At 68.6% G+C, this 26,580-nt stretch carries 27 protein-coding genes and 2 pseudogenes; 19 read left to right on the forward strand and 10 right to left on the reverse strand.

Translation table 11 applies throughout. The features are described 5' to 3' along the window. Positions 1-262: 262 nt before the first annotated feature. The 6 genes from ABT115_RS26850 to ABT115_RS26875 all read left to right on the forward strand — a co-directional run bounded on the left by ABT115_RS26850 (position 263) and on the right by ABT115_RS26875 (position 5,546). Complete coding sequence (locus ABT115_RS26850) at positions 263-463, forward strand: hypothetical protein (RefSeq protein ID WP_351794826.1); 201 nt, start codon at positions 263-265, stop codon at positions 461-463. A 307-nt stretch (positions 464-770) separates the two neighbouring features. Beyond that, entirely contained in the window at positions 771-1,847 is a 1,077-nt protein-coding gene (locus ABT115_RS26855) for a tyrosine-type recombinase/integrase (RefSeq protein ID WP_351794829.1), read from the forward strand. Beyond that, complete coding sequence (locus ABT115_RS26860) at positions 1,847-2,176, forward strand: helix-turn-helix domain-containing protein (protein WP_351794831.1); 330 nt, start codon at positions 1,847-1,849, stop codon at positions 2,174-2,176. Before ABT115_RS26855 ends, ABT115_RS26860 begins: the two co-directional genes overlap by 1 nt. Before the next feature lie 10 nt (positions 2,177-2,186). Continuing rightward, on the forward strand, positions 2,187-3,830 hold the full coding sequence (locus ABT115_RS26865; RefSeq protein WP_351794834.1) for a site-specific integrase: 1,644 nt from the start codon (positions 2,187-2,189) through the stop codon (positions 3,828-3,830). 169 nt (positions 3,831-3,999) lie between these two features. Beyond that, positions 4,000-4,863 carry an LLM class flavin-dependent oxidoreductase gene (locus ABT115_RS26870; RefSeq protein ID WP_351794837.1) on the forward strand — a complete coding sequence of 288 codons (864 nt, stop codon included), beginning with the start codon at positions 4,000-4,002 and terminating at the stop codon, positions 4,861-4,863. A gap of 176 nt (positions 4,864-5,039) precedes the next feature. Then, positions 5,040-5,546 (forward strand): GNAT family N-acetyltransferase, encoded by a 507-nt coding sequence (locus tag ABT115_RS26875; protein ID WP_351794840.1) that lies wholly within the window; start codon positions 5,040-5,042, stop codon positions 5,544-5,546. Positions 5,547-5,829: 283 nt separating this feature from the next. Here the strand turns inward: ABT115_RS26875 and ABT115_RS26880 are convergent, their stop codons facing one another. Beyond that, positions 5,830-6,045, reverse strand: coding sequence for a hypothetical protein (locus tag ABT115_RS26880; RefSeq protein WP_351521646.1), 216 nt, complete (start codon positions 6,043-6,045; stop codon positions 5,830-5,832). 92 nt (positions 6,046-6,137) lie between these two features. On the opposite strand from ABT115_RS26880, the gene ABT115_RS26885 reads away from it, so the two are divergent. The 7 genes from ABT115_RS26885 to ABT115_RS26915 all read left to right on the forward strand — a co-directional run bounded on the left by ABT115_RS26885 (position 6,138) and on the right by ABT115_RS26915 (position 14,324). Continuing rightward, the gene (locus tag ABT115_RS26885; protein WP_351794842.1) at positions 6,138-6,731 is read left to right on the forward strand and encodes a TetR/AcrR family transcriptional regulator; all 594 of its coding nucleotides are present in this window, start codon (positions 6,138-6,140) and stop codon (positions 6,729-6,731) included. 1,166 nt (positions 6,732-7,897) lie between these two features. Then, on the forward strand, positions 7,898-9,160 hold the full coding sequence (locus ABT115_RS26890; RefSeq protein ID WP_351794844.1) for a sensor histidine kinase: 1,263 nt from the start codon (positions 7,898-7,900) through the stop codon (positions 9,158-9,160). A gap of 1 nt (position 9,161) precedes the next feature. Beyond that, positions 9,162-9,821: a response regulator transcription factor gene (locus tag ABT115_RS26895; RefSeq protein ID WP_351794907.1), complete on the forward strand. Its 660-nt coding sequence runs from the start codon at positions 9,162-9,164 to the stop codon at positions 9,819-9,821. A 106-nt stretch (positions 9,822-9,927) separates the two neighbouring features. Next, positions 9,928-10,875: a CPBP family intramembrane glutamic endopeptidase gene (locus ABT115_RS26900; protein WP_351794847.1), complete on the forward strand. Its 948-nt coding sequence runs from the start codon at positions 9,928-9,930 to the stop codon at positions 10,873-10,875. Positions 10,876-10,940: 65 nt separating this feature from the next. After that, complete coding sequence (locus ABT115_RS26905; RefSeq protein ID WP_351794850.1) at positions 10,941-11,990, forward strand: hypothetical protein; 1,050 nt, start codon at positions 10,941-10,943, stop codon at positions 11,988-11,990. Positions 11,991-12,093: 103 nt separating this feature from the next. Beyond that, entirely contained in the window at positions 12,094-12,990 is an 897-nt protein-coding gene (locus ABT115_RS26910) for an aminoglycoside phosphotransferase family protein (RefSeq protein WP_351794852.1), read from the forward strand. Positions 12,991-13,271: 281 nt separating this feature from the next. Beyond that, on the forward strand, positions 13,272-14,324 hold the full coding sequence (locus tag ABT115_RS26915; protein WP_351794855.1) for a threonine/serine dehydratase: 1,053 nt from the start codon (positions 13,272-13,274) through the stop codon (positions 14,322-14,324). Between the two features lie 162 nt (positions 14,325-14,486). Here ABT115_RS26915 and ABT115_RS26920 read toward each other — a convergent pair whose 3' ends face one another. The 4 genes from ABT115_RS26920 to ABT115_RS26935 form a co-directional block, all read right to left on the reverse strand. Continuing rightward, complete coding sequence (locus ABT115_RS26920) at positions 14,487-14,705, reverse strand: hypothetical protein (RefSeq protein ID WP_351794858.1); 219 nt, start codon at positions 14,703-14,705, stop codon at positions 14,487-14,489. An 84-nt stretch (positions 14,706-14,789) separates the two neighbouring features. Next, complete coding sequence (locus ABT115_RS26925; RefSeq protein ID WP_351794861.1) at positions 14,790-15,683, reverse strand: SDR family oxidoreductase; 894 nt, start codon at positions 15,681-15,683, stop codon at positions 14,790-14,792. Further along, complete coding sequence (locus ABT115_RS26930) at positions 15,680-16,657, reverse strand: alpha/beta fold hydrolase (protein ID WP_351794864.1); 978 nt, start codon at positions 16,655-16,657, stop codon at positions 15,680-15,682. Before ABT115_RS26930 ends, ABT115_RS26925 begins: the two co-directional genes overlap by 4 nt. Further along, entirely contained in the window at positions 16,654-18,177 is a 1,524-nt protein-coding gene (locus ABT115_RS26935; protein ID WP_351794867.1) for a flavin-containing monooxygenase, read from the reverse strand. The genes ABT115_RS26930 and ABT115_RS26935 overlap by 4 nt, the downstream gene beginning before the upstream one ends. A 168-nt stretch (positions 18,178-18,345) precedes the next feature. Here ABT115_RS26935 and ABT115_RS26940 point away from each other — a divergent pair, with 168 nt between their 5' ends. Continuing rightward, entirely contained in the window at positions 18,346-18,996 is a 651-nt protein-coding gene (locus ABT115_RS26940; protein ID WP_351794910.1) for a MerR family transcriptional regulator, read from the forward strand. A gap of 583 nt (positions 18,997-19,579) precedes the next feature. On the opposite strand, the gene ABT115_RS26945 is transcribed toward ABT115_RS26940, so the two are convergent. Next, the gene (locus ABT115_RS26945) at positions 19,580-20,923 is read right to left on the reverse strand and encodes an NAD(P)/FAD-dependent oxidoreductase (RefSeq protein ID WP_351794869.1); all 1,344 of its coding nucleotides are present in this window, start codon (positions 20,921-20,923) and stop codon (positions 19,580-19,582) included. Between the two features lie 288 nt (positions 20,924-21,211). Here ABT115_RS26945 and ABT115_RS26950 point away from each other — a divergent pair, with 288 nt between their 5' ends. Beyond that, positions 21,212-21,793 (forward strand): TetR/AcrR family transcriptional regulator, encoded by a 582-nt coding sequence (locus ABT115_RS26950; RefSeq protein ID WP_351794872.1) that lies wholly within the window; start codon positions 21,212-21,214, stop codon positions 21,791-21,793. On the opposite strand, the pseudogene ABT115_RS26955 reads toward ABT115_RS26950, so the two are convergent. Then, a pseudogene (locus ABT115_RS26955) lies at positions 21,771-22,054 on the reverse strand (P-loop NTPase family protein); the annotation flags it as partial. The gene ABT115_RS26950 and the pseudogene ABT115_RS26955 overlap by 23 nt on opposite strands. A gap of 20 nt (positions 22,055-22,074) precedes the next feature. Beyond that, on the reverse strand, positions 22,075-22,437 hold the full coding sequence (locus tag ABT115_RS26960) for a DUF6042 family protein (protein WP_351794874.1): 363 nt from the start codon (positions 22,435-22,437) through the stop codon (positions 22,075-22,077). Positions 22,438-22,532: 95 nt separating this feature from the next. On the opposite strand from ABT115_RS26960, the gene ABT115_RS26965 reads away from it, so the two are divergent. Together ABT115_RS26965 and ABT115_RS26970 are read left to right on the forward strand one after the other, a co-directional pair. Continuing rightward, the gene (locus tag ABT115_RS26965) at positions 22,533-23,276 is read left to right on the forward strand and encodes an SDR family oxidoreductase (RefSeq protein WP_351794877.1); all 744 of its coding nucleotides are present in this window, start codon (positions 22,533-22,535) and stop codon (positions 23,274-23,276) included. A gap of 253 nt (positions 23,277-23,529) precedes the next feature. Next, a pseudogene (locus tag ABT115_RS26970) lies at positions 23,530-23,760 on the forward strand (recombinase family protein); the annotation flags it as partial. 87 nt (positions 23,761-23,847) lie between these two features. Here the strand turns inward: ABT115_RS26970 and ABT115_RS26975 are convergent. Next, positions 23,848-24,441 carry an XRE family transcriptional regulator gene (locus ABT115_RS26975; RefSeq protein WP_351794912.1) on the reverse strand — a complete coding sequence of 198 codons (594 nt, stop codon included), beginning with the start codon at positions 24,439-24,441 and terminating at the stop codon, positions 23,848-23,850. Positions 24,442-24,727: 286 nt separating this feature from the next. On the opposite strand from ABT115_RS26975, the gene ABT115_RS26980 reads away from it, so the two are divergent. Next, on the forward strand, positions 24,728-24,922 hold the full coding sequence (locus ABT115_RS26980) for a hypothetical protein (RefSeq protein WP_351794880.1): 195 nt from the start codon (positions 24,728-24,730) through the stop codon (positions 24,920-24,922). 263 nt (positions 24,923-25,185) lie between these two features. On the opposite strand, the gene ABT115_RS26985 is transcribed toward ABT115_RS26980, so the two are convergent. After that, a complete protein-coding gene (locus ABT115_RS26985) occupies positions 25,186-26,001 on the reverse strand; it encodes an exodeoxyribonuclease III (RefSeq protein WP_351794882.1) in 816 nt (271 codons plus the stop codon). A 50-nt stretch (positions 26,002-26,051) separates the two neighbouring features. Here ABT115_RS26985 and ABT115_RS26990 point away from each other — a divergent pair, with 50 nt between their 5' ends. Next, a complete protein-coding gene (locus ABT115_RS26990) occupies positions 26,052-26,531 on the forward strand; it encodes a GNAT family N-acetyltransferase (RefSeq protein ID WP_351794885.1) in 480 nt (159 codons plus the stop codon). Positions 26,532-26,580: the final 49 nt, after the last annotated feature.

A 26,580-nucleotide genomic window follows, 5' to 3' on the forward strand; every position in this document is an offset into this window, starting at 1 on the left:
GTCACGAGCCATGTACCCGACGGCGTCTGGACGACCGGGACCGGCATACGGCCCTCCTTCGCCCACGTCCACGCGGTCTGGTAATGCACACCGTTACGCACCGCCCACTCCGAAAGCTTCACAACATCACGATATTCACCGAAGGTGACAGATATCCACTGAAAGAAATAGGAACTGTTGTTCACCCCACTGGCTACCGGGCCAGGACAAACCGCTGCCCCTCGGCCCGCACAACGCCGTCCCCTCACTCCGAGAGGCCCTGATGCCCTCCCTGGACCGCCGGTCGTTCATCGTCTACACCAGCGGCTCGCTGGCCGTTCTCGCCCACCAGTGGGCCGTCACCGAGCCCGGCTGGTTCGCACGGATCGCCGCGCCCGGCGAAGTCGACGCCGAGACCGGCACCGACTCCTACCGCCTCGCCAGCACCCGCGCACGAGCCGAAGAGCCTGCCAAGGCCGGCTGACCTCTGCCGCTACGTCTCGATGGTCCGCCGCCCTCACGAGCGGCGGACCATCCCCGCTCAGCCCGCCAAAGTGCCCTGGTGAAAGTACATGCACCAGCCCGTTTCCGTCATACGCCACAGGGAGCTTCGCCATACTGTGCGACATCCCGTGAGTTCTTCTGAGCCTCGCTGAGTCTCTGACCCTGTGGCCAGGGGGTTTTTCCTCCTTCGAGTGCCCTGTGGTCGCGTGACGTAACTTCGGGATTCTTGAAGCGTTCTCACCGTGTCCGACTGATCCGCAGTCGGGTCGAAGGTGAGGGGGCTCGGGTTGGCGGCGCTGGCAGTTGTACGGGACATGCGCGAGCACTGGGCGCCCGCGTCGGCGGAGGAACTGGAGCAGTTCGAGACCGACGCGCTGTCCGGGTTCGTCCTCGCACGCGCCTCGGCAGGACTGGCGGACGGCACGATCCGCGGGGATGTCGGACACCTGGACCAGATCAGAACCTGGTTCGGCCGACCGCTGTGGGATATGGAGCCGGCCGACGCCGACGCGTACTTCGGCAAGGTGCTGCGTGGCTCGCCGAGCGGCACTCGGCTGGCCCGGTCCCAGGCGCTGAGCACGTACTTCATCTTCCTGGAGCTGCGGCACAAGGTCGAACTGCACCGGATGACCGGCCGGGTCATCGAGTGCCCGATCGACGAGATGAACAAGCCGCGCGGCGCGAAGGACGCTCAGCTGCGGATTCCACCGAGCGAGCCGGAGGTCGGGGCGCTCTTCACCGGCTGGGGCAGTGAGCTGGCCACCTGCCGCAAGTTCGCCCCTACCGCCAGGAACTACACCGCCTCGAAGCTGTTGTCCCAGGTCGGCCTGCGGGTGAGCGAGGCATGCGGGCTCGACCTGGATGACATCAAGTGGGACCTGGGTCGCTTCGGCAAGCTCCACGTCCGCCACGGCAAGGGCGCCCGCGGATCGGGCCCGCGCGAACGGATGGTCCCGCTGATCAACGGGGCCGACCGAACCCTTCGGTGGTTCATCGAAGACGTCTGGGGCCAGTTCGACGACGACCACACCCGCCCCGGCGCCCCGCTGTTTCCCTCCGAGCGCAAGAACGCCGACGGGTCCTCGCGGCGGGTGGGCGACGATGCCCTGCGCAATGGGCTCAAGGACGCGGCCAAAGTGCACCTGCCCGGGTGGGGCAAGAAGCTGACACCGCATGTCCTGCGACATTTCTGCGCGTCCCAACTCTATGGAAACGGACTGGACTTGATGGCAATCCAGGAGGTTTTGGGACACTCGTGGATCGCCACCACGATGCGATACATCCACGTCCAGCAGACCCGGGTCGAGGACGCCTGGGTCGCCGGAATGGAACGGGCCGCGAAGCGGCTGGAAGGACTGGTCTGATGAGGTGGAACCTGCGGCTGACCGCCGCGAACAAAGGGGTCTGGAAGGCTTCTGAGCTCCAGCGGAACCTGGCCGAGCATGGGTTGGTGATCTCGGCGGGGAAGATGTCCGGCCTGTGGTCGGGGCAGCCCGTTTCGCTCAAGCTGGAGGACCTGGACGTCATCTGCGTCGTCCTCGGCTGCGAGATCGGCGACTTGCTGATCCCCGAGCCCGAGAAGGTCAGCCGCCCGGGGCAGGCGGAGACGGAACGAGCGGTAGTCGGCGCGGGGACTGCCACACCGGCGGTGATCCCCAAGCGCCGGGACGGCCGATCCCTCCCGCCGGCCTGACGCCGCCACGATGAGCAAAATCCGCGACAACAAGCCTGCGGTCTCCTGCGTGGGCTGCTTCGCCTGGGGACAGCTGCCCGGCCGGTTCTGCCGGGCCTGCTACACCTACGGCCAGCTCAACTCGCCTGGCACGTGTGCTGTCTGCCGTCGCGAGGTTCCCGTCCACGACGGCCACTGCCGGCTCTGCCGGGCCCAGGCCAGCTGGGCCATCAAGGCTGCGGGCGTCAACGGCGAGGCCGCCGCACTGGCGATCTTCCTTCGGCGGGTGAAGCACCAACAGCTCTTCTTCGCGAACCTGCAGCGGCCTCGCAACGGCGGACCGCCCGTCGGCAAGCAGGGGCGCCGCGTCCTTAAACGGGCACCAAGGCCAGCCCCTGCGCTCGTGATGACGGGCTGGATCCAGCCGCCTCTTTTCACCACCACCCGGGACTACCGCACCTTCGAACGGGAACGGCACGCCGACCTGGCCAACCCGTGGCTAATCCGGGCCCGGCGGGCAGCGCGCGCTCTGGGCGAGGCGCGCGGGTGGACCCGCTGGGTCGCCAGCGATGTCGACCGGGCCCTGGTCATCGTGCTGTCCGGCCATGCCGAGGGCGAGTCGATCCGCTACACCGAGATCTTCCCGGCCCTGCGAGGCCGGGGACTCCCGGTCGGTCGGACCGCCGAAGTTCTCGATCAACTGGGCCTGTTCACCGACGACCGCACGCCAGCGGTCGACCGGTGGTTGGACCGCAAGCTCGACGCCGTTGCCCCGGGCATCCGTGGCGAGGTCGAATCCTGGGCCCGGACCCTACTCGACGGCGGCCCGCGGTCCGAGCCCCGTGCACGACAGACCGCCTGGACCTACCTCAACGAGATCCAATCGGTTCTGCTGGAGTGGTCCAGCCACTACGACCATCTGCGGGAGGTCACCCGGGAGGACATCATCGCCGCCCGGGACGCCGCCAGCGGCAAGCAGCGGGAAAGCCGGGTCGTCGCGCTGCGGTCGTTGTTCCGTCACGCGAAGAGGAACGGCCAGGTCTTCCGCAACCCCACCCAACGGATCCGTGTCCCCCGGCAGGCTGGCGGCGTCGCCCAGCCCCTGGGGCAAGCGGACATCGACCAGGCCGTCGCCAGCGCGACCACCCCGGACATCAAGCTGATCACTGCCCTGGCCGCCGTCCACGCGGCACGGCCGAAGATGATCCGAACGATGCAGTTGGACGACGTGGATCTCGGCAACGGGCGAATCACCGTCGCCGGTCACGTCCGCCCGCTCGACGACCTCACCCGCCAGGCCGTCCTGGACTGGCTCGACCACCGCCGAACCCGCTGGCCGAACACCGCCAACCCACACCTGCTGATCACCCAGAAGACGGCCGTCGAACTCGGGCCGGCGGGCAAGCTCTGGACCACCCGGGCCACCCGCAACCTCACTGCCACCCTCGAACGACTTCGCGTCGACCGACAGCTCGAAGAGGCCCTCACCCACGGCGCTGACCCGCTCCACCTCGCACTGGTCTTCGGCATCGACGAGAGGACCGCCATCCGCTACGCGGACTCGGCGCGGGCACTGCTAGAACAGACAGCCGAGCACTCACCATCTGTCGACGGTCACTCGATTCCCCAGGGGCTGTGCTCACGTAGTTCCTCAGGTGGTGGCCGTAGCAGCTGACGGGTTTCGCGCGTGATGCGGAGTCCGACGGGTCAGTCCTGTCCGTTCGACTGTGGTTCGGAGATCACCATGGAGCCTGCGTGGTCCTACGCCTGTCCGTAGCCTGCCAGGAAGTCACCTGGATTGAAATCCGATTGCCCCCTCGTGGCCGGCTGCACATCCTGCTGAGATGCGCTTCTCCATCAACATCCCCAACTTCGGCGACTTTGCCGACCCCCGTAACGTCGCGACCGTGGCGGCCGCCGCCGAACAGGCCGGCTGGGACGGACTCTTCGTCTGGGACCACGTGCTGCACCGACGGCACCAGGATCGTCCCTTCGGTGACCCCTGGATGCTGCTGACCGCGGCCGCGCTTGCGACCTCCCGGATCCGACTGGGCACCCTGCTTACGCCGGTCCCCCGTTACCGTCCGCAGCAACTCGCCCGCCAAGTGGCCACCCTGGACCACCTCAGTGGCGGCCGGGTGGTCTTCGCCGCCGGCCTGGGCGGTCCGATCGAGGACGAATACCGCAGCTTCGGCGACACTGCCGAGCCACGCCTCCTCGCGCAGCGGCTGGACGAGGGACTGGAGTTGTTGAGACGCTTCTGGTCCGGCGAGCCGGTGAACCACCACGGTCAACACTACGAGGTCCGGGACGTGAAGATGCCGCCCGCCAGCGTGCAGCGGCCGGGTCCGCCAGTGTGGATCGGCGGATTCTGGCCGCACCGTCCGCCCATGCGGCGGGCAGCGCGGTGGGACGGCGCGGCGCCACTCTTCGAGACGGCCCGGCATGGACATGTGCCCGATGCCGCGGAGGTACGGGAACTGGTCAGCTATGTACGCAAGCACCGTACAGCCGGGGACGAGCACCCCTACGAGTTCGTACTCGGCGGAGCCACGCCGCCGGACGCAGCGAAGGCCAAGGACGTGATCGGCCCACTGCACGACGCCGGCGCCACCTGGTGGGACGAGCGACAGGTCCAAACCGGCCCCGACCTGGACCGCCTGCCCCCCGTACTGCGCCGCATCGAGGCGGGGCCACCGGTGGTCTGATCACCCTTCGAGGGTGTGCCGCGCGGTCACCATCCCCCTGGAGAATCGTGACCGCGCGGGTGGGGAACCACGTGACGCTGATCATGCAGGTCGTGGGGAAAATCCTTGACCGTCGACACCATCGCCCTCGGGAAAAAAACTTGGCCCAAATTGACGGGACTTGAAGAATGACAGCCATGCAGATTCGACAGGCATGGCCTGATGATGCTTCAGAGGTCGCTGGCGTCTACGTGCGCTCCTGGCAGGTGGCCTTTGCCGGTCTTGTTCCCCAGCACTACCTCGACGCCATGGACCCGAGCCGCGAAGAGTCCGAGTGGAAGACACGAATCGCGAAAACACGGTGGCCGTCGTCGGGAGTACTGGTAGCTGAAACCGGGGCCGGGATCGTCGGATTCGCAAGTTTCGGCCCGTCTCAGGACACCCCTGTCATCGCGGAAATCGGCACGCTCTACGCGATGCCCGAGGTCTGGGGCACGGGAATCGGAAGGCAGTTGATGCTGGCCACGTTGGCGGCCCTCGGACAGGCCGACTACACGCAAGCCACCTTGTGGGTCCTGGAAGACAACGAACGCGCCCGGCGCTTCTACGAAGCCGCTGGCTGGGGCGCAGACGGCGCGGCCGTGGAGGACTCCACTGGCGGCGGATCTCTCAACAAGTTGCGTTACCGCTGCCCTCTTGGCTAGCTGTTCTGTCCACGGAGCCCGGAAACGGCGTGGTCACGAGTTGGAGTCGAACTCGCGGGTCCAATGCCGTTCAGCACGACGACGGACCCCCGGGTTCCCAGCGAGAACTCTTCAGTTTGCCTGAACTCGCGGAACTCTCGGCCCCGGACTCCTATCTCTGACCCACGGTGCAAAGCAGGCCGCCGGGCCCGCTGATGGTCCCGGCGAAGCGGGCCCGGCGGGACTCCGAGCGGGATAGAGGCCGGAATGTGCTGCGGCAGCCCGCTGGGCGCCGTGGTGGGTGTTACTTGAGGTGTCCGAGGGCCTTGGCGCGACCCTGTGCCCAGCCGGCGAGGAGGACACCGATGGCGAGGGCAGCGATGTAAACGCACAGGGCGCCCGGAAACGGTAATCCGCTGAGCACCCCACCGTTGTCGTGATCGATGAGCAGCCGGATCGCGGCTTGGCCGCTGAAGACTACTAAAGCCATTCCGATGATCAGCAGAACGACGAACTTCATGATACCCCCTCAGTTTTTCACAATGCACTTGCATTGTAATAGACTGCCGATGGCGATGCAATGCGAACGCATTGGCTTGCCAGGGAGGATGCATGCCGAAGATCGTTGACCATGAGGAGCGCCGACACCGCCTGGCCGAAGCCGTCTGGACGCTGACGCTCCGCGACGGACTGGAGGGTGTGACGCTTCGCAAGGTCGCGGTGGAGGCCGGGGTGTCCATGGGCCAGGTGCAGCACTACTACGCCACCCGGGAGGACCTGGTCCGTGACGCGATCGACCGCGCCGTGCGGGCACTGAACGCCCGAATTGAGGCATCCATCAAGGCAACAGACCCGGCGAGCGCGGAGACGATGCTCCGTGAATGCCTGCGCGCGATGCTCGCCCGTGACCCGGAAAGCCTGCGCCTACTCCAGCTGTCAGTCGCGGCCGTCGGAAGGGCGATCTCGGATCCGGCAATGGCCGGCGTGCTGGCGCCAGGTAGCGGCGAGCTTCTGGACTTCACCGCAGGACTCATCGCCGCAGCCCGGCAGGAACGGGGCGCGCCAGCACGGGGCAACGGCCTGATCGACGCCGACATCTGTTGGAATCTGGCCACGAGCCTGGGGGTCGACGTCGCCCTGGGGCAGCGTTCTCCCGACGAGGCACTCAGGGTGCTGGACTATCACCTGGACAACCTCCTGGGCTGACCACCGCCTCGCCCAGCGCATCACGCGGCGACACCGCGTTTCGTAGGTGGTCGCTCATAAAACAGCGAATCGACGTCGCATTCCAGCGCCTGCCAGACGCCGGCCAGGAGAGCGGCAGTGAGGCATCGGAAGAACGCTCGGCTGCCGGAATCGGCGGTGAGGGTGAACGTCGAGTCGCGTCGCGGAGCTGTTCGATCTCGGCTCGGATGTCAGGCTGACAGTAGAGCCAGGAACGGGCGATGCTGGCGCGCGCCGGGCGACGCCCTCGAAGGACACCGGGGCTCCAGTGCGGTCGAGTTCCCGCACGGCCTGGATGGCCTTGGCGCGTGTCAGTTCGTGGCGCTTTCGGGCAGCAGCAGCGAGCGGTGCGGTGTTGGGCCCAGGAGGCATCGGCCGCCGCCTCAGCGCTGTCTGACCGGCCGTCGTCATGTGCTCGGACCCGCCGGGGCCGATCTCCTCGTAGGAGGCCGTGAAGTCCTCGACGTCGGGCCGTCCGTGCGCAATCCAGCGGCCGTCATGGCCGGTGCAGAGCACCGCGGTTCCCCTCACCCACAAGTCGCAGTAGCTGATCCGGCAGACCTCGGACAGCGGCGACGGGGGCGGCAAGGGCGCCGCGGAGTTCTGCCATGCCTCCATCTGACGGATGTGACCGTCCGGCCCGCAGCAATCGCATGTGCTGGGGGCACTCCGTCCGTTGGGCTCACGCGGGCAGGCCCGATCTCGACACGTTCATCGCGACCACGGCCCTCCTGCCGAAACTCGGGGCGGATCGCAGCCATCAGCTTCTCCAGCAGACCCACATGCTGAGCTTGTTCGCGGTCTGCTGAACCTGGTCGGCGGGAACGCGGTTAGGGCGCGCACCTGCTCGGCGGTGGGCAGGGCGGTGACGGTCGTGGTCATGCTCCTGGAGCGTACGGGCGTGGAACCCGGCAGATCAGCCGGACAGACGAAGCTAAAGCTACTGGCGGGTTACTTGCTGGTTCGCTGCTCGTTAACGGCACCCCAACGAGAGATACGGCAGGTCGTACGTCCCGACCCCGGGCGGGCGTCAACACCCTTGCGGCATAAGACCGACCGGCAGATGAGGGGAGGCGCCCCGACCCCGGCCAGGAGTCAACGCCCTTGCGGTTTAAGGTGGTACCGAACGATGGAGTACGGGGGAGTGCATGGCGACCCGGCAGGACACCGCGGCCGACGGCCTCGCGGCGATCGGCATACGGACCTTGCGAGCCGCCGGTGCCGCGATCGGGCAGCTCGCCGGCGGGCTCGGTACGGCCGTCATGGCGCTGGGCGTGCTGGTTCTGCTGGCCCTGACCGTGGTGACCGCTCCGATCGGCGCGGGCCTGCTCATGGCGCCCGTCGTGCTGCGCGCCCTGCACGCCCTGGCCGGCCGGGAACGCGAACGGCTCGCCCGCCGGGGTCACGAGGTCGTCCCCCCTGAGCCGCCGCCGACGCGGCTGCGGCTCGCCGTCACCGACCCCACCACTCGGCGGGAACTGCGCTGGCTGGTCCGGCACAGCACCCTCGGGTTCCTGCTGGCACTGCTCGGCGCCTTCCTGCCGCTCTTCGCCGTGCGCGACAGCACCTTTCCGCTGTGGTGGCGGTTCATCCCTGAGGACGCGAGCAGTACGTCACTGGGGTTCGGCATCGCGCACTCCTGGCCGGACGCCTTCGCCGTGTTCCTGCTCGGCGTGGGCTGGATCGCGATCATCCTGGGCCTGGCACCCGGCATGGCACGGCTGCAGGCCCGGCCAGGACAACGACTCCTGTCGGCCGGACCGGACACCGACCTCTCCCTGCGAGTCGCGGAGTTGACCGCCACCCGGGCCGCCGCCCTGGACGCCCACGCCACCGAGCTGCGCCGGATCGAGCGCTCGCTGCACGACGGCACCCAGAACCGGCTGGTCACCGTCACCGTCCTGCTCGGCGCCGCCCGCCGCATGGTGGCCCGCGATCCGGGGGGCGCCGACGAACTCCTCGAACGCGCCCAGTCCGCCGCCGAACAGGCGCTGGCCGAACTGCGCACCGTCTCCCGCAGCATCCTGCCGCCCGTCCTCACCGACCGGGGACTCGCGGGCGCCCTCTCCGGCCTCGCCGCCGAGTGCGCGGTACCGTGCCGCACCGACGTCGACGCCCCCGAACGCTGCGCCGCGTCCGTCGAGGCGACCGCCTACTTCGTCGTCGCCGAGGCTCTGACCAACATCGCCAAGCACAGCGGCGCCGAGCAGGCCGCCGTGACCGTCCGCAGCCGCGCCGGCCGGTTCCACCTGCGCGTCGAGGACGACGGGCGGGGCGGCGCCGACGAGGACGGCGGCTCCGGACTCACCGGCATCCGCCGCCGCGTGGCGGCCCACGACGGTACGCTCCGCCTGGTCAGCCCGCCAGGCGGTCCGACAACCCTTGAGGTGGACCTTCCCTGTGGCACGTGACCTGCGGATCGTGATAGCCGAGGACGACCCGTTGCTGCGCGAGGGCCTCGCCCTGCTGCTGCGCGCGGAAGGCCTCGACGTGGTGGCCAAGGCCGGCACCCCCGACGAGGCCCTGGACGCCCTCGACGCGCACAAGCCCGACGTCGCCATCCTCGACGTACGGATGCCGCCCACCCACACCGACGAAGGCATCCGCGCGGCCGTCGAGGCCCGGCGGCGCCGCCCCGACCTTGCGGTCCTCGTCCTGTCCGCCTACGTCGAGCAGACCTTCGCCACCGAACTGCTCACCGGCGGCGTGGGCGGCCTCGGCTATCTGCTCAAGGAACGGGTGGGCCGGGTGGAGGAGTTCCTCGACGCACTGCACCGGGTCGCCGTCGGCGGCACCGCCATCGACCCCGAGGTCGTCGCCCAGCTCTTCACCCGCTCCCACCAGGACACCCGCCTCGAACGCCTCAGCCCCCGCGAGTGGGACGTACTCGCCCTGATGGCCGAGGGGCTCGGCAACAGCGCCATCGCCGAACGGCTCGTCGTCACGGACGGCGCGGTCCACAAGCACATCCGCAGCATCTTCGCCAAGCTCGACCTCTCCCCGACCGACCGGGTGGACCGCCGGGTGGCTGCGGTTCTGCACTACCTGGAGGACGCCCGCCGAGTACGGTGAGTACAGCCTGCTGTACGGACACTTGGGGTACGCACGGCAATGATCCGCGGACGTCGCGCTGATGTGCTGAACACGTCACTTCAACGCCCTCCGAACGGACACCGCGATGAGCTTCCAACCTCAAGCCCCTGCCGAAACGCGACCGGCCCTCGCAGGCGGGCAGGGCCGCCCCTCCGGCCTCCGTGGCAGCATCCACCGCCGTCCCCTGATCTGGTTCTTCGCGCTGTCCTACCTGCTGAGCTGGCTGGCGTGGATGCCGTACGTCCTGTCCGAAAACGGCGTGGGCGTCTGGCACTTCGCCTTCCCCGCGTTCGGTGGCACGACCCAGCTGCTGGGCGTCCTGCCCGGCGCCTATCTCGGCCCGATCACATCGGCCCTCCTGGTGACCGGGGTCACCCAGGGACGCCAAGGGCTGCGGACCTGGCGGAGCCGGATGACCAAGTTCCGGGTCGGCTGGTACTGGTACGTCCTGGTGCTCCTCTCGGTGCCCGCCGCGCTGACCCTCGCCGCGGTCGCACTGTCCGACCACGGCCCCGCACTGCCGGCCGCCGCGCTGCTCGCCGCGTACCTGCCCGGCCTGCTGCTGCAGTTGGTCACCACCGGCCTCGCCGAGGAGCCCGGCTGGCGCGAGTTCGCCATGCCCCGCCTCCAGCACCGCTACGGCCCCCTGGCCGCAACCCTCATCGTCGGCCCGCTGTGGGGCGCCTGGCACCTGCCGCTGTTCCTGACCGAGTGGGGTGGCTCCACCGACGTGACCGCCATCCAGATCCTCGAGTTCATGGCTACGACGACCGCCTTCAGCTTCGTCATGACCTGGCTGTTCAACCGCTCCGGCGAGAGCATGCCCCTGGTCATGCTGCTGCACTGCGGCGTCAACAACTTCTTCTCCATGGCCTGGGCGGACATGTTCCCGTCGCTGTCCCACGACTACTCCGCCCACGCGTTCCTGCTCAGCTCCGTCACGGCAGCTCTTATCCTGCTGATCGCCACCCGCGGCCGACTCGGGGTGCGGGCAGTGGAGCCGTTCGGCCGCGACCAGCACAACGCCGGGTAGCAGGACCGAGCGCGCCAGGCAGCCCGGCGCGCTGCAGGGGCGACGAGCAGAGGAGTTGGACACCCATGCCTGGGGATGCGGCACGAGGGGACGACGGCCGACGAGAGGGAGCCGGACAGCCGCTGACGGGTCTGGTGCGCGGCCTCCTCGCCGGTCACGGGCGCTCGCTGTACGGGATCGGTCTCGTCGCGACCGCGGTGACCGCGGTCCTCGGACTGTCAGTGCTGGCGGCCGGGTTCGCCATGATCGCGGGCCCGTACGCCACCGCCTGGCGGGAGCAGCGGATCACCCTCGCCCAGGAGGATGCCGCCAGCGGTTACGCCGGGCACATCGGCACCGTGTACACCGTCGGCGCGGTCGTCACGGCCTCGCTGGTGCTCCTCGCCTTTCTCGTGCTGGGCCTGCTGCACACCGCACACGCCGTCGCGGCCGACCGGTACCTCGCCGGAGCGCGGCAGTCGACCATCCGTGAAGTCTGGCAGCGCACCCGTCCCCGCCTCGGGGCCGCGCTGCGGGTGCAGGTGCTCACTGCGGCGCGTGTCGGCACCGCGGTCCTGCCGGGCCTTGTGCTCTGGCTCGTCCTCGAAGCACGTCTGATACCGGGCGTCCAGGACCGGCTGCTGACGGACACCCGGGAGTCCCGGTACGAACTGGCTTGCCAGGGCGTGCTTCTGGCCACCGTGGTTGTGGGCTTCTACGTCGCCTCCCGCCTCTGCACGGCCACCGCCGCCCTGGTCCTCGACGAACTCTCGCCCAGGGAGGCGGTGCGCCGTTCCTGGGCGTTGACCCGCGGGGCCCGGGCCAGGACGTTCGGTGTCTGCCTGCTGCTGACCCTGGCTGTCGGCGCCGCCTTCCTGCTGCTGCGGGAGGCGGCACATCCGCTGGTGCAGCCGGCGGAAACGGCCATGTCGTGGATCAGCGACGACAACCCCTATATGACGGCCGCCCTGGTGACGATCACGCGGAGCACGGTCGGGCTGCTACTCCTGCCTGCGGTCATATCACCCCCGGTGTGTTCCGCCCTCGCGCTGATGTATGGGGGCCGCGCACGTGGCTGCGGGGCACCGAATGCAGGCTTCTCTGAACCTGGAGGCTGGGCGTCCGAGAGCCTCTGATCTGCAGCTCTCTGTAACTGGATTGGTGATGCCAGAGTAATCACAGCAAGTGTTCCGGAGCACGAGAGGCGTTCCGGCTGCCGACTCGGTACTGTGACGTCGCATGGCCGACACCGAGATCGAGATCACCGCAGACCTGGTTCGCGACCTGCTGAAGGAGCAACATCCAGACCTTGCAGGGCTGGCCATCCGGGAGGTGGCGGGCGGCTGGGGCAACCAAATGTGGCGTCTTGGGGATGAGTTGGCTGTGCGCATGCAGCGCATGGACCCCACTCCGGAGCTTCAGTTGAAAGAGCGGCGGTGGCTACCGGTGCTGGCCCCGCGCTTGCCGCTCCCGGTGCCGCTCCCGGTGCGGTTCGGTGACCCGTCCGAGCGCTTTCCCAAGCACTGGACCGTGATGACGTGGGTTCCCGGCGAGCCGCTGGACCATGGCTCGATCAGTCGCGGCGCGCACGCGGCCGACACACTAGCGGGCTTCCTCCGGGCGCTCCATGTGGAGGCGCCCGCCGAGGCGCCGATCTCTACGGACTTCGGTGCCCATCCCAGGAACTGCACGGACGGCTTCGAGAACTTCTTCCAGGCCGTTGTCCCCGACGACATCGCTGCTGACGTCCGGGCCGTCTGGGACGACGCCGTTGCAGCCGACGCGTGGGAGGGCCCGCCGGTGTGGGTGCACGGCGACCTCCATCCCGCGAACGTCGTCGTCTCGGACGGAACGCTCTCGGGCATCGTCGACTTCGGTGCCATGTTCGCCGGCGACCCGGCGTGGGACCTCGCCGCCGCATGGGTGCTGCTACCTGCAGGCATGGCCTCACGGTTCTTCGACATGTACGCGCATGCAGACGAGGCGGCGATCCGGCGCGCCCGCGGGCTGGCCGCGATGAAGAGCCTCTTCCTGATGCTCATGGGGCAGAACGGAGATCGGGGCCTTCCCGGCGGCAAGCCGCACTGGGGACCTGCAGGCCGGGCGGCACTTGATCGTGTTCTGAAGGGCGTTTGAGGCACGCTTCTTTAAACCTGTTCTCGATCTTGGTTGAGGGCCATGCGGCAGCCCACCTTCGTGGGTTCATCGATCACCACGCATGCACGAGTGGCTTGTCGCTCAGGCCAAGTCGGCCGTAGGTCCCTCAACTCCGAGATCCTGCACCGGCTCGAGGCCGGCGCGGCAACGTCTCGACAGACGACCAATCGCCCCGACGGCGATTGCTCATTACCTGCCCTGCTCCGCAGGAGGCCGATTCCTCCCCGGCCCGAAGGCCGGGGCATCCTCGGAGGCACCCGATGATCCCTCTCTCCAGGAGCAACGAAGTGCAGCAGCTCACGTACGACGACATCAAGGCCGCCACCGACCGGATCACCGGGCACGTCCGCCCGGTCGCCGTCGCCCCCGTCGACCCGGAAACGGTCCATACGGCCCTGACGGACCGCCTCGGCGCCCCCGACGGCCGGTCCGAGGCGCCCTGCGGGGAGCTCTGGTTCGCCCTGGAGTTCCTGCAGCACACCGGCTCCTTCAAGGCGCGCGGCGCGCAGAACTTCATCCAGGCCCACCGCGAGGCCAAAACTCTGCCGGACGCGGGCGTGACCATCGCCTCCGGCGGCAACGCGGGACTGGCCTGCGCGTGGGCCGCCCGGCAACAGGGCGTGCGGGCCACGGTGTTCCTGCCGACCGTCGCCCCGGCGGTGAAGGTTGCCAAGCTCCGCGAACTCGGGGCGGACGTACGGGTCGTCGGCGCGGAGTACGCCGAAGCGCTGGAGGCGTGCACGGAGTTCGCCGCCACGACCGGCGCGCTCGCCTCGCACGCGTACGACCACCCGCTGATCGCCGCCGGGGCCGGAACCCTGTTGGAGGAGATCCACACCCGGATCCCCGGGCTGGACACCGTGGTGGTCTCGGTCGGCGGCGGCGGCCTGTTCGCCGGGGTCGCCACCGCCGCCCTGCACCACGGAATCCGTACGGTCGCCGTCGAGCCGGAGAACTGCCGGGCGCTGAACGCCGCCGTCGAGGCCGGCCGTCCGGTCGACGTACCCGTCGACTCGGTCGCCATCGACTCCCTCGGCGCCCGCCGCGCCACCGCCCTGGCCCTGCACGCCGCCCGCCAGGAGGGCGTGCACTCCGTCCTCGTACCGGACAGCGAGATCGTCCGCGCCCGCCAGACGCTGTGGGACCACCACCGCGTCGCCGTCGAACACGCCGCCTCCACCGCCCTGGCCGCGCTCACCGCCCCGGCCCCTCACGGCTACCGGCCGAGCGGCGACGAGAAGATCGCCGTCGTACTGTGCGGCGCGAATACCGACCCGAGCGACCTGGCGCCCGCCCTCACAAATCGTTCGTGACACCTCCGCGGCGGGTGAGCCAGGCTTCGAACACCGCAGTGCGGGCCGTTCCTCCGGCGGGGGTGAGGTTCCGGTGCGGCACCGCGCACCCACGCCGAAAGGGGCGCACCCGGCCTCCCCGGGCGCGCCCCTCGCAGACAACGCGCAGAGTCGCGAAGCGCGTCAGCGGTCGGACTTCTCGTGGGCGTCGCGCATCGCCGACTGGGACTTGTTACGGCCCTGCTGTGACCCCTTCGGGGCTCTCTGGGACGTCCCCTGCGTCCGCTCACGGCCCTCGTTGCGACCCTCGTTGCGACCCTCGTTGCGACCCTCGTTCTGCTTGTGCTTCGCCTGGTCGGCGAGCTCCTGCGCCTTGTCCTTGAACTGGTCTGCGATACCCATGCTGTTCACTCCTAGTGGTGCTTGGGGTACGGCCTGTAGCGGCCTCGACCAGAGTTACACGCGCCGACATTCATCGCATTTCGATCACTTACTCTGCGTGCGCACCGCCCGCGCAGCCTGGTCCGCGGCGCCTCCCGCGCCCAAGAGCCCCTTGCCCACGCCCGCCGGCCGTGACCCGAACCGCCGTATCTCCCGCTGTCCGACGACACCGATCACCGAGGGGAGACAGCCCCGCACGGGCTGCATCCCGCGCAGCCACCACTGCGCGTACACATGCACGGACCGCCGTTCGATGCCGGCCACGATCCGGTCGACGGCCGGGCCCAGCGGATACGTACGGTTCGACGGCCAGGGCAGCCGCTGCCGCAGTTCCCGCATCACGTCGTCCTCGTCGGCGCCCCGCACCATGTCCGTGTCGGTCCAGGACAGATAGCCGACCCCGACCTTCACCCCGCGGTGGCCGACCTCGGCCCGCAGGCTGTGCGCGAACGCCTCCACGCCCGACTTGGACGCGCAGTACGCGGTCATCATCGGCGCCGGGGTCATCGCGGCGAGTGAGGCGATCTGAAGGAAGTAGCCGCGGCTCTCCATGAGCGCCGGCAGGAACGCCCTCCCAGTCACCGCGCCACCGATCAGGTTGACCTCGATGACCCGGCGCCACGCCTCCGGGTCGGAGCCGACGAGCGGACCGCCCGACGCGACTCCGGCGTTGGCAACGACGACATCGACCTTCCCGAACCGCTCCTTGACCTGCCCGGCGACGTGCGCCATCGCTTCGTGGTCGGTGACGTCCGCGAACCAGTGGTCGCTGTCCCCTTGCAGCCGCTCGGAGACCTTCTTCAGCTCGTCCGGTTCCAGGCCGACCAGCGCGATCTTGGCTCCGCGCGCCGAGAGCTTGCGCGCCAGCAGTTCGCCCACGCCACGCGCCGCACCCGTGACAACGACGACCTGTCCTGCGAGACTCCGCCTGCCGCTCATGCGACATCCTCCTTCTCGGCCGTACCGTCCACACCGTCCACACCGTCCACACCGCCCCCACCGCCCCCGCCGCCCGCCGGCACGTACGCGGTGACCAGCTCCCGGATCTTCGCGGTGACCGCCTCCGGCGCCTCCACCGGTGTCATGTGCCCCATGCCCGTCAGCATCGTGAGCCCCAGGCAGTCGGGCAGCGCCGCCGCGATGGCGCGGGCGTGCAACGGCGGCGTCAGCCGGTCCTCCGTACCCGCGATCACCGCCGTGGGCACCCGCAACTCCCTTACCCCCACGTCGAGATCGAGCTCCGCGAGAACGTGCCCCCAGGCGACCCGCGCCGCCCGCGGGCACGCGTGCACGATCCGGGCGCAGGTGTCGACCCGTTCGGGGGCCGAACCCGGTCCCATCGTCCCGTACTTCAGTATCCGCCTTGACAACGGCGTGACCGGCCCGAGCGGTGCCCGCGACCCGAGGATCGCACGGGTCATCCGAGTACGGACGGCCCCGGCCCGCAACGGCACCACCCGCGACTCGGCGATCAGCCGCGAACTGCCCGTGCTGCACAGCAGCACGGCGGCGGCGTGCGCACGCAGCCCGGCCCGCCGCGAGGCGGCCATCACCGTCATCCCGCCCATGGAATGCCCAGCGATCACCGCCTTCTCACCCGGTTCCAGGGTGGCGGCCAGCACCGCTTCGAGGTCGTCGGCGAGGGCGTTGGTGCTGTACCCTTCGCGGCCGACCGCGGGCGAACGGCCGTGGCCTCGTTGGTCGTAGGCGACGACCCGGTGGTCCACCGCCAGGTTCCTGATCTGCGCGGCCCAGAAGTGGGTGCTGCAGGTCCAGCCGTGCGACAGGACCACCGCGGGGGCACCTTCCGGCCCGTGCACCTCTACATGGATCCGGGCGCCGTCAGCGGAGAGCGCGGTCAGCTCACGCGCGGGGACCGGCGGGGCGACGTCGCGCCGCAGCAGCCTGCTCATCCTATGACCTCCTCGACGACGGACTCCTGGGGAGCGGTGGCCTGCCCCGGTATCCGGACGACCTCGTACTCCGCGAGATCGACCGACCGCGTCACCTTGCGGAATTCGGAAGTGGTGCCCGGCCAGACCGTCGTGTTGCGCCCGTTGGCGTCCAGGTACCAGCTGTTGCAGCCGCCGGTGTTCCATACGGTGCGCTTCATCCGTTCCTGGACCCGGCGGTTCCACGCCGCGACCGCCGAGGCCCGTGCGTCGAGTGCGACACGGCCGCCCAGCACGTTCAGCCGCCGCAGATAATCGGCCATGTAGTTCAGCTGCGACTCGATCATGAGGATCATCGAGGAGTTCCCCAGCCCCGTGTTGGGGCCGATGATCGTCATCCAGTTGGGGAAGCCGGACACGCTCGCACCGCGCAGCGCCTGCATGCCGTCCTTCCAGGAATCGGCGAGCGTGATGCCTTCCGCGCCCACCACCCGGTCGGCGATCGGCATGTCGGTCACCTGGAAACCGGTGCCGAAGATGATCGCGTCGACCTCGGTCCGGGTGCCGTCGGAGGCGACGACCGTGGAGCCGCGCACCTCGGCCAGACCGGAGGCGACCACCTCCACATTGGGCTGGGCGAGCGCCGGGTAGTAGGCGCCGGAGAGCAGGATGCGCTTGCAGCCGATGCGGTACGAGGGAGTCAGCTTGGCCCGCAGGGCCGGGTCCTTGATGGACCGTGCCATGGTGGACTTGGCTATCGTCTCGACCAGACGCAGCTCGTTCGGGTGCTTGGTGAAGGCGCTGACCTGCAACTCCCTTATGCCCCAGAGCAGTCCGCGGCGCGCGGTGCCGGTGAAGGGGAGCGCACGGTGCAGTCGGCGCTCGGCGCCGCTGATCCTGCGGTCCATGCGCGGCAGGACCCACGGCGGGGTGCGCTGGAAGAGCGTCAGCTTGGCGGCCTTCGGCTGGATCGAGGGGACGATCTGGATGGCGGAGGCGCCGGTGCCTATCATCGCGACGCGCTTGCCGGCCAGGTCGTAGTCGTGGTCCCAGCGGGCCGAGTGGAAGGCCTTGCCGGAAAAGCCGTCGAGCCCGGGGATGTCCGGCATCTTCGGGTCGGAGAGCGGGCCGGTCGCGGAGACGACGACATCGGCGGTGAACGTGGCCCCGTTACCGGTCCCGATGACCCAGTGGAGCTCGTCGCGCTCCCAACGCATCATCATCACTTCGTGGTTGAGCCTGATGTGCGGGCGCAGCCCGAAAGTGTCCGCGACACGCTCCAGGTAGGCGCGGATGTGTTCCTGCCCGGAGAAGGTGCGCGGCCACTCGGGGTTGGGTGCGAACGAGAACGAGTAGAGGTGGGACGGTACGTCGCAGGCGCAGCCCGGATAACTGTTGTCGCGCCAGGTGCCGCCGACGGAGCCGGCCCGTTCCAGGACGACGAAGTCCGTGATGCCTTCGCGGCGCAGCCGGACCGCGGCCCCGAGGCCTCCGAATCCGGATCCGATCACTGCCACTCGTACGTGCTCGTGCTGGGCCATGCTGCCGCCTCCCGCGATACACCACACGACTCCGCCAGCAATCACTGGCATTGTCGGGAGAGTAGAGCAGCTCCGTACCGATGGGTAGGGGCGCGACAAGGGAAAGTTACCGACGGTACAACGTAGGCTGCCGGCGTGGCTGAGGGACGTGATCACCGTGAATACCGGATGGAGGAGCTGGCCAAGAAGGCCGGCATCCCCGTGCGGACCGTGCGCTTCTACCGGGAACGCGGCCTGATCTCGCCACCCCGCCGCGAGGGGCGCATCGCCTGGTACGACGACCACCACCTGGCCCGGCTGCGCACCATCGCGGCCCTGCTGGAGCGCGGCCACACCCTCACCGGCATCGCCGATCTCGCCCGCACCTTCGAGAGCGGCCATGATGTCGCGGAGGTGCTGGGCCTGGGCGAACCGACCGAGGAGACCCCGGTCCGTCTCACTCCGGAACAGCTCGCGGACCACTTCGAGGGCGAGGTCACCCCGGAAAATCTGGCCGCCGCCCTCGACCTGGGCTATCTGGCCACCGACGGCGACGAGATCGTCCACATCAGCCGACGCCTCCTGGAGGCGTCGGCCGAGCTGGTGCATGAAGGGGTGCCGCTGGCCACGGTGCTGTCGGCCGGCCGCCGGGTCCGCGAGCACGCGGACGCGCTCGCCGACCTCTTCGTGAGCGTCCTCGAAGCCCGCAGCGACGAGACGGAACCACCCCAACTGCGCCCGCTGGCCCGCGCGGTGGTGGACGCCGAGCTCTCCATGGCCCTGGACCGCCGCCTGCGCCGCGAGACCACCGACCGGCCGCCGCGGGGACCCGCCTCCTGACACGAGGGGCCAAGGAGCCACGGAACAAGATCATGACGAGCCCGCGCCGCACCCGGCAGAATGGGGCAGCGTTTCAGAGGGGCGACGCACCGCCGGCTGCGCCCATTCGTAGGGGGCGCGATCCAGGGGGAGTTCGGCTTCGATCAGGCCGTGGGGGTCGTGGAGCACGGTGTGCGTGTCGCTCATCGGTGCCCAGGCTCGTCGTCTTGGCCGTGGTCGCCGGGGCCGGCGTCCGGGACCTGAACGCGAGGAAGCGGGCGTAGCCGTGGTTGGCGCGTTCCAGCAGCGCCGGGGGGCGGCCGAAGGCGGGCGGCTGGAGGCCGGTGGCGGCGTCCGCGGCGTCGTTGGGGGTGCCCTGGAAGGTGCTGATGGCTGAGGCCGTCGCAGCAGCACGATGGATCGCTATCCGCAGGCCGGCCATGGCGCTTCAGCCAGCCGTGCGCATGGTCGGGCTTCTCGCGCGAGACCGACCTCGATCGCGGTGACGGGCGGCGGCCATCGGAGTCGAAACCACACCAGTCCGACAAGAAGCCTCCCGGGGCATGAGAGGCAATCAATCGAGAGCGGACGCCCTCTCGCGAGGTCAGGCGCCCGCTCGGCTCCGCCGGGCGTTGCGTCGACTGCCGTTGAACCGGTCGGCGATGCGGTCCATGAGCCAGACGGCACGGAGACCGGCCCGGGTCATGGCCGGCGCGGGGAAGAACTTGGGCTTCTTGCGCCACAGGGCGAGGAGGTCCTCGTGTGGAGCGTCGCCAACGATGTGGTCGGCGATCAGCTGCCCGAGGTAGGGGGCTTGCCCCAGGCCGTGCCCATTGCAGCCGATCGAGTAATAGATGTTGTCGGCGACCTGGCCGGCCACGGGCAGCCAGCCGGGCGTGACCGCTATCCAGCCGCCCCACGCGCGGTCGAACTCGACGTCTGCAAGGGAGGGGAAGTGCGTCCTGAACCCGTCCACGAGACCGGCCACCACTGACTCGTCGGCCGTACGTCCCGGCGAGAGCGGGTACTTTCCCCGCTGCAGCCTGCGCACGCCGGTTACGATCGTGTTGCGCGGCGTCAGCCGGTAGTTCTGCATGAAGGCGTGCTGGGTGACCACCCCGGACCGGCTGGTCCAGCCCAGCGCGGCGAGGCGGGCGGGATCGATCGGCATGGTCTCGACCTCCGTGACCCAGATCGGTGAGGCGAGTCGCTTCGGCGTGACCTTCAGCTCTCCGCCGAACGCGTTGGTGGACAGCACCACCTGGTTGGCCCGGACCTGGCCACCGGGGACCGAGACGCGTACGCCGTCCCCGGACGGCTCGACGTTCTCGACACGCGACTGTTCGAATACACGTGCGTTCGATGCGAGCAGGGCGCGGCGAACACCCAGGGTGAACTTCCCCGGGTTCATCATGCCGCCGACCGGTTCGAGGTACCCGCCGATGAAACCGCGCGGGATCCCGAGCTCTGTACTGTTTCCGACCTCTACGGTCGCGCCGCACCTGGCGAGGATCTTGGCGACCCTGCGGACCCTGCCCATCTGGCCCTTCGAAACTGCGACACCGACATTGCCCGTCGGTTCATAGTCGCACTCGATGTCGAGGCGCTTCATCAGGCTCTCGATGAAATGGGCGGAGTTCTCAGCGAACCTCACGATGGAGGGCAGGCGCTTGGGGTAGAGAATATTGATCATCTGGATGTCGCCGCCGGGACCACCCGCCAACTGTCCGGCATTGCGCGAACTCGACCCGTGGCCGCAGAACTCCGCCTCGAGCAGAACGACGTCGACTCCGCGCTCGGCCAGGCGCAAGGCGGTTGACATGCCTCCGAGACCGCCGCCGATGACTGCCACATCGCAGGTGATCTCCCCCTTGAGTGCCGGAAGGACGTCGGACGGCGGATCGATCCACCCCGTGAACGTCGTGTAGTCGATCTTTCGGGTCCTCATGTCACCGTTCCTCATGCGTGTGCTGCGCCGACGGTGCAGCTTCGGATGAAATATTCGAACTCGTATCGAGTTTGAACATACTGGGGATGCGATGTCAAAAGGCGCGCTCGGGTCGTGGCGAACACGGCCTGCTAAGATGTCGACTCGTGATCGACTTTGCTCTTCCGGCCGGGGCGTGACATGACTAAGCGGAGTAGCGGCGGGTCGAGATGCGTCGCTTCGACGGGTGGCACGCCCACCGCCCATCAGGCACCAGCCCGACCGAAAGCCGTACTGCAGCGGCGCGGCGTGGCCCGGGTCAAGGCGATCCTGGACGCCGCGGAGGAGATCTTGGTGGAGGGCGGCTACGAAGCCGCCACTCTCAAGGCCATCGGCGAACGGGCGGGCATTCCCACACCGTCGGTGTACCACTACTTCTCCGACCGCTACCAGGTGGACGCGGCGATCATCAGGCGCCACGTCGATGCACTGACAGACAAGCTGGACCGCATCGGCGACGAGGACTTCCGATCGATCCCGGATGCGGTGACCGTCGTGTTCGATCCGATCGTCGAGTACTTCCGAACGCATCCGAGTTGCATCGAGCTGTGGTTCTCCGGTCGCAACGAGGCATTGACCGCCCTCTTTCAAGAGTTCGACGATCACGTCTCCGAACACATGTGGAGAGTGGTCATCGATCGTCGACTACTGCGCGCCGACACGCCGCTACTCGCCATGAGGCTGGCCTTCGAGGCCGGCGGACACCTCTTCGACATCGCGTTCAAGCAGGACCGGAACGGCGACGAGGCAACGATGACGGAGCTCAAGCGACTGGTGAGCGCCTACCTCGGGACGTACGCGGCTGGGAGTACGACCGTTCAAGCGAACTGAGGCGCGCAACGACGGCGATCGGCTTCGTGGCGTGCCGGGCCATGGTTTCCGGTTTTCTCGAACGGCACATCGAGGTAGTAGCCGTGGGTCAGGCCGCGGTGGTCGGCGCGCAGCCGGGCGCAGCATGTCGCCGTAGTGGTCGGCGTAGAGGATGCCTTCCAGGACGACGTGGTATCCGGCGTCCAGGGCGTAGCGGGCTGTCAGGTCGACCGAGGCGCTGTTGCCCCGGACCACGATCAGGCGGGTGTCCTCAGTTCCCACCGCGCCCGGCACGAGCTGAGTCACGCGTCGTCGGCCTTGATGCTCAGCTCCATCCGGGTTTCGTAGAAGTGGTCCCAGTGCATGACCAGGCGGAAGCGCTGGTGCGCCTCCAGCCGTTCCGCGTCGGCCTGCTCCTGTCCTCGATGCACCTGGGCGTCTCCGGCCTCTACGAGTTCCGCGAGGGCAATGCGGACATCGTCGGAATCGCGGCCGGTGGCAGCCGCCAGGCGGTCCAGGGAAGTGAGCACCTCCTGCGGCTCTGCCAGATCATCGACCAGGTACTTGATGAGCCCGTTGACGAGCGGGCCGGTGCGCATCGTCCAGCGGATCCAGTCGAGCCGCTTGGTGAGTTCGGCCCCTTGGATGAAGGGGAAGTGCTCCATCAGGTCGGTGGACCTCCAGAGCGCCTTCACTCTTTCGAAGCCGCCTGGTAGGTATGGGTGTTCGCGCCAGAGGGTCATCAAGGTATGGAGAGATCATGGCGGTGCTCGCAGGCAAGGCAGCTGTCGTTACCGGTGGCTCGCGGGGGATCGGCCGGGCCATCGTGCTGCGGCTCGCGCGGGACGGAGCGACTGTGATCTTCAACTACGCGCAGAACCGGGATGCTGCGGATGAGGTCGTGCGGCAGGTTGAGAAAGCGGGCGGGAAGGTCATCGCGGCCCAGCTGGATCTGGCCGAGCCCAGCGCGGCCGAGGAGCTGTTAGCCACTGCCGAACATCAGCTCGGCTGTCTGGACATTCTGGTCAACAACGCGGCTACGCACACCGAAGTCGTGCCCATCGCACAAACGGAGGAGGCTGTTTTCGACAGAGTGATGGCCATGAACGCAAAGGCAGTTTTCCTCACGGTGCGCTATGCGGCGCGGCACATGCGTGACGGCGGGCGCATCGTGAACATCTCCACCCTCAACACCGCTTTCCCTGCTCCCGGCAACGCCCCCTACGCAGCCAGCAAGGGCGCCCTCGAACAGCTGACCCTGGTAGCTTCACGCGAGCTGGGTGCACGGGGCATCACGGTCAATGCCGTATCGCCCGGTGCCACGGACACCGATCTTCTAAGAGCGGCCAACGAGCCGGAGAAGTTGGCGATGGCCATCGGAATGACCTCGCTTGGACGCCTCGGCCAGCCCGAGGACGTGGCGGATGTCGTCGCCTTCCTTGCGGGGCCGGACGGACGGTGGGTGACAGGCCAGAACATCCGTGCCAACGGAGGTGTTCTCTAACGCCGTGGTCACTGGTTGCGGGCGGCGCTTCACCGTCGCCCGACCCTCACAGTGGGATCAGCTGGCTTCCGCCCGGGCGCGGGTGCTGGCCAGGCGGTAAGAATCGCCAGTCTCCACCGATGGCCAGGACCGCAGTTGCAGCACGATGCGCTGGCTGAGGCAGACTGTGCCCGGATCTTCACGGACGAGGCGAGCAGCAAGAACACGGACCGCCCGGAGCTGACGGCCGCTCTGGCGCTTTGCCCGTTCCGGGGACACCCTGTGCGTGTGCAAGCTGGACCGCTTCGCCCGCTCGCTGATTGACCTGGAGACCCTGGTGGACTCGCTCGCTGCCCGGGGGATCGGCTTCAAGGTGCAGACGGGCGCGCTGGCGGGCATCGACCCGAACGCCCCGGACGGTCGGCTCATGCTCCAGGTGGTGGGCGCCATGGCGGAGTTCGAGCGCAGCCTGATCAAGGACCGGACCCGGGCAGGTCTGGAAGCTGCCAGGGCTCAAGTGCGCGTGGGCGGCCGTCCGGCCGTGATGGACGCGGACAAACTCGCTGCGGCCAAGGCTCGGCAGCTGACGTGCTCATGCGCGAACGGCAGGGTCCCTCGGAACAGCGCGCTCCCACAGCGCCTCGCCGTGCTCCGCGAACCGGTCGAACATGCCCCCACTGCCGTGGCGGCGCAGGTGCAAGAGAGGCGAGTCGTGCCCCATGAGTCGGGCGAGATGTGGTGTCACCAGGGCGTCGTCATCGAAGCGGAACACGGACAGGCTCACGTGGTTGATGGCGTCCAGCGGGGCGGAGACGCGCGCCTCTACCTTTTCGAGCGGGCCCAGGCGGTCCAGGTGCTCCAGCGTGATCCTGATGCGCGTGGAGACGGACAGGGCCACGTCCTCGATCGCTTCGCGCTGGCGTGCCACCTCCCCGTCCGGGTCTCCCACGAGGAACCGCACGCGGCACCCTGACTCGACCTTGCGCCGGATTGTCTCCGCGAAGTGGGGGACCTGCGTCCAAAAGAAGTAGTTCGTGTAGCCGGCGAGGAAGAGTTCCGTGCGCGCCGACTCGACAAGTTCCGTCCAGACCGTTGATGGGCACGCGGATCGGTAGGGGTAGCTGTGGACCAGCTCCCGATCGGTGCCAGTCTTCACGCGTTCCCGTACAGCCTTCGGCCACAACATCTTTTCGTCCACTCCCAGCGCCCGGCAGGCGTCCGCTCGGTTCCTTGCATGTGGTGTCAGGTCAGCATTGCTCAGCCATCGTTCCACCTGCTTCGCGGATACCCCCACCCGGTACGCCAACTGGCGCGTGGACACCCCTGCGCCTTCCATTGCGGACTGAAGAGCAGCGTTCAAGCCAACCCCCTCGCCGTGACCTTTTGGGCTTTCTTCGACCCTAGCGTCGAACGTCTCAACTGTCCGACATGCGAGGGGAGATACGTCCGTGAGGGTGGGTGACGCTCTCGCTATGACCGAACCGACGCGCCATAGCGCGGAACCGATCGAACTGCCACTGAACCTGGAACGGGAGCCGGACCCTGCCGAGGACTGCGCAGGATGCACCGAACTCGCCGCCGTGCGCAGCCGTGCCCGCGCCGTGGGCGACTGGACGACCGTGTCCGACTGCAACGTCTTCATGCGACGCCACCCCGAGGGGCACTGATGGTCACCCCAGTGGACATCGGCAAGCGGGTCGTGGACCACGTTGGACGGGTCGGTGTGCTGCGCGATGTGATCGCGGACTACGAGGACCCCGCCCAGCTCCTGGGAGAGCGCCGTAATCGCCCCACGGCATTCTTACGGCCCGAAGGCGGGGGCCAAGAGTGGCTGGTCCCGCCCTACGACGTGCAGCACACGAGCGCCCCCAAGCAACCCCGTCCGGTCACAGCGAGCAACACAGCCGGGCGGGGCCTTTCGCTGTCGCTCCTACAGGTCGAACACAGCGGTTACGGGGGCGTGGTCGCTCCACCGCTCGGCATGGCTCGCCGCCCGCTCCACGTATGCCTTCACGCGCCGCTCGGCCAAGCGAGGCGAACTGACGACAAGGTCGATGCGCCAGCCCGTGTCGTTATCGAAGGCGCGCCCCCGGTAGGACCACCACGAGTACGGCCCCTCCTGCTCCGGGTGCAGCGCCCGTACGACATCGACGTACCCGGCCTCGTCGAAGACCCGGGTCAGCCACTCACGCTCCTCGGGGAGGAAGCCGGAGTTCTTCTTGTTGCCCTTCCAGTTCTTCAGGTCGGCCTCCTGGTGCGCGATGTTCCAGTCGCCGCACACCACGACCTCACGGCCGTCGGCCGCCGCCCGCTTTTTGAGGCCCTTCAGATACGGGAGAAAGGCGGCCATGAACCGTTCCTTCTCCTCCTGCTTCGCCGTGCCGACCTCACCGGAGGGCAGATACAGGCTCGCGACCGTGACGCCGGGCAGGTCGACCTCGATGTAGCGGCCGCTCGCGTCGAACTCCTCACTCCCGGCGTCCCCGAAGCCACCGAACCCTATCTGCACGCGCTCGGGCGCCCGCCGCGTATACAGGGAGACACCGGCCCGCCCCTTGGCGGCGGCCGGTGCGTGCACGGTGTGCCAGCCCTCGGGCTCGCGCACCTCGTCCGGCAACTGCTGCGGCTCGGCCCGCACCTCCTGCAGGCAGATCACATCGGCTTCGGTCCGGGCCAGCCACTCGACGAACCCCTTCTTGGCGGCGGCGCGGAGCCCGTTTACATTGACGGTGGTCACAGTGAGCATTACGGCACGATACCGACACGCGCCGGTCGCATACATGTACCATCGATCGCATGATTATCCGCCCTCGGCCCTTCGACCACGCCGACGCCGTCAAACTCAACGACCAGGTGCAGCTCGAATACGCCGTGCGGTACGGCGACGAGGGCGATGTCACACCGCTCGACGCGTCGATGTTCGAACCGCCGAACGGTCTGTATCTGCTCGCCTACGATCCGCAGGGCCGCCCGGTCGCCACCGGCGGCTGGCGCTCCCAGGAGCGGAACGACGAGGGCTACTGGGACGGCGACGCCGAGCTCAAGCGGATGTTCGTGATCCCCGAGGGCCGCGGCAACGGGCTGGCGCGCCGCATACTGGCCGCCCTGGAGGCCGATGCCCGGGCGGCCGGCCGGACCCGCATGGTGCTGGAGACCGGGGACAAGCAGCCCGAAGCAATCGCGCTGTACACGTCCAGCGGTTACACCCCGTGCGAGAAGTTCGGCCACTACCGCACGTACGAGAACAGCATCTGCCTCGCGAAGCCGCTGCAGTAGTCCTTGCCGGCCGAGGACGGCCGGATCGCGCTGGACTCATCGGCCCCGG

The organism is Streptomyces sp. NPDC001832 (genome assembly GCF_040297265.1).
Lineage (GTDB): Bacteria > Actinomycetota > Actinomycetes > Streptomycetales > Streptomycetaceae > Streptomyces.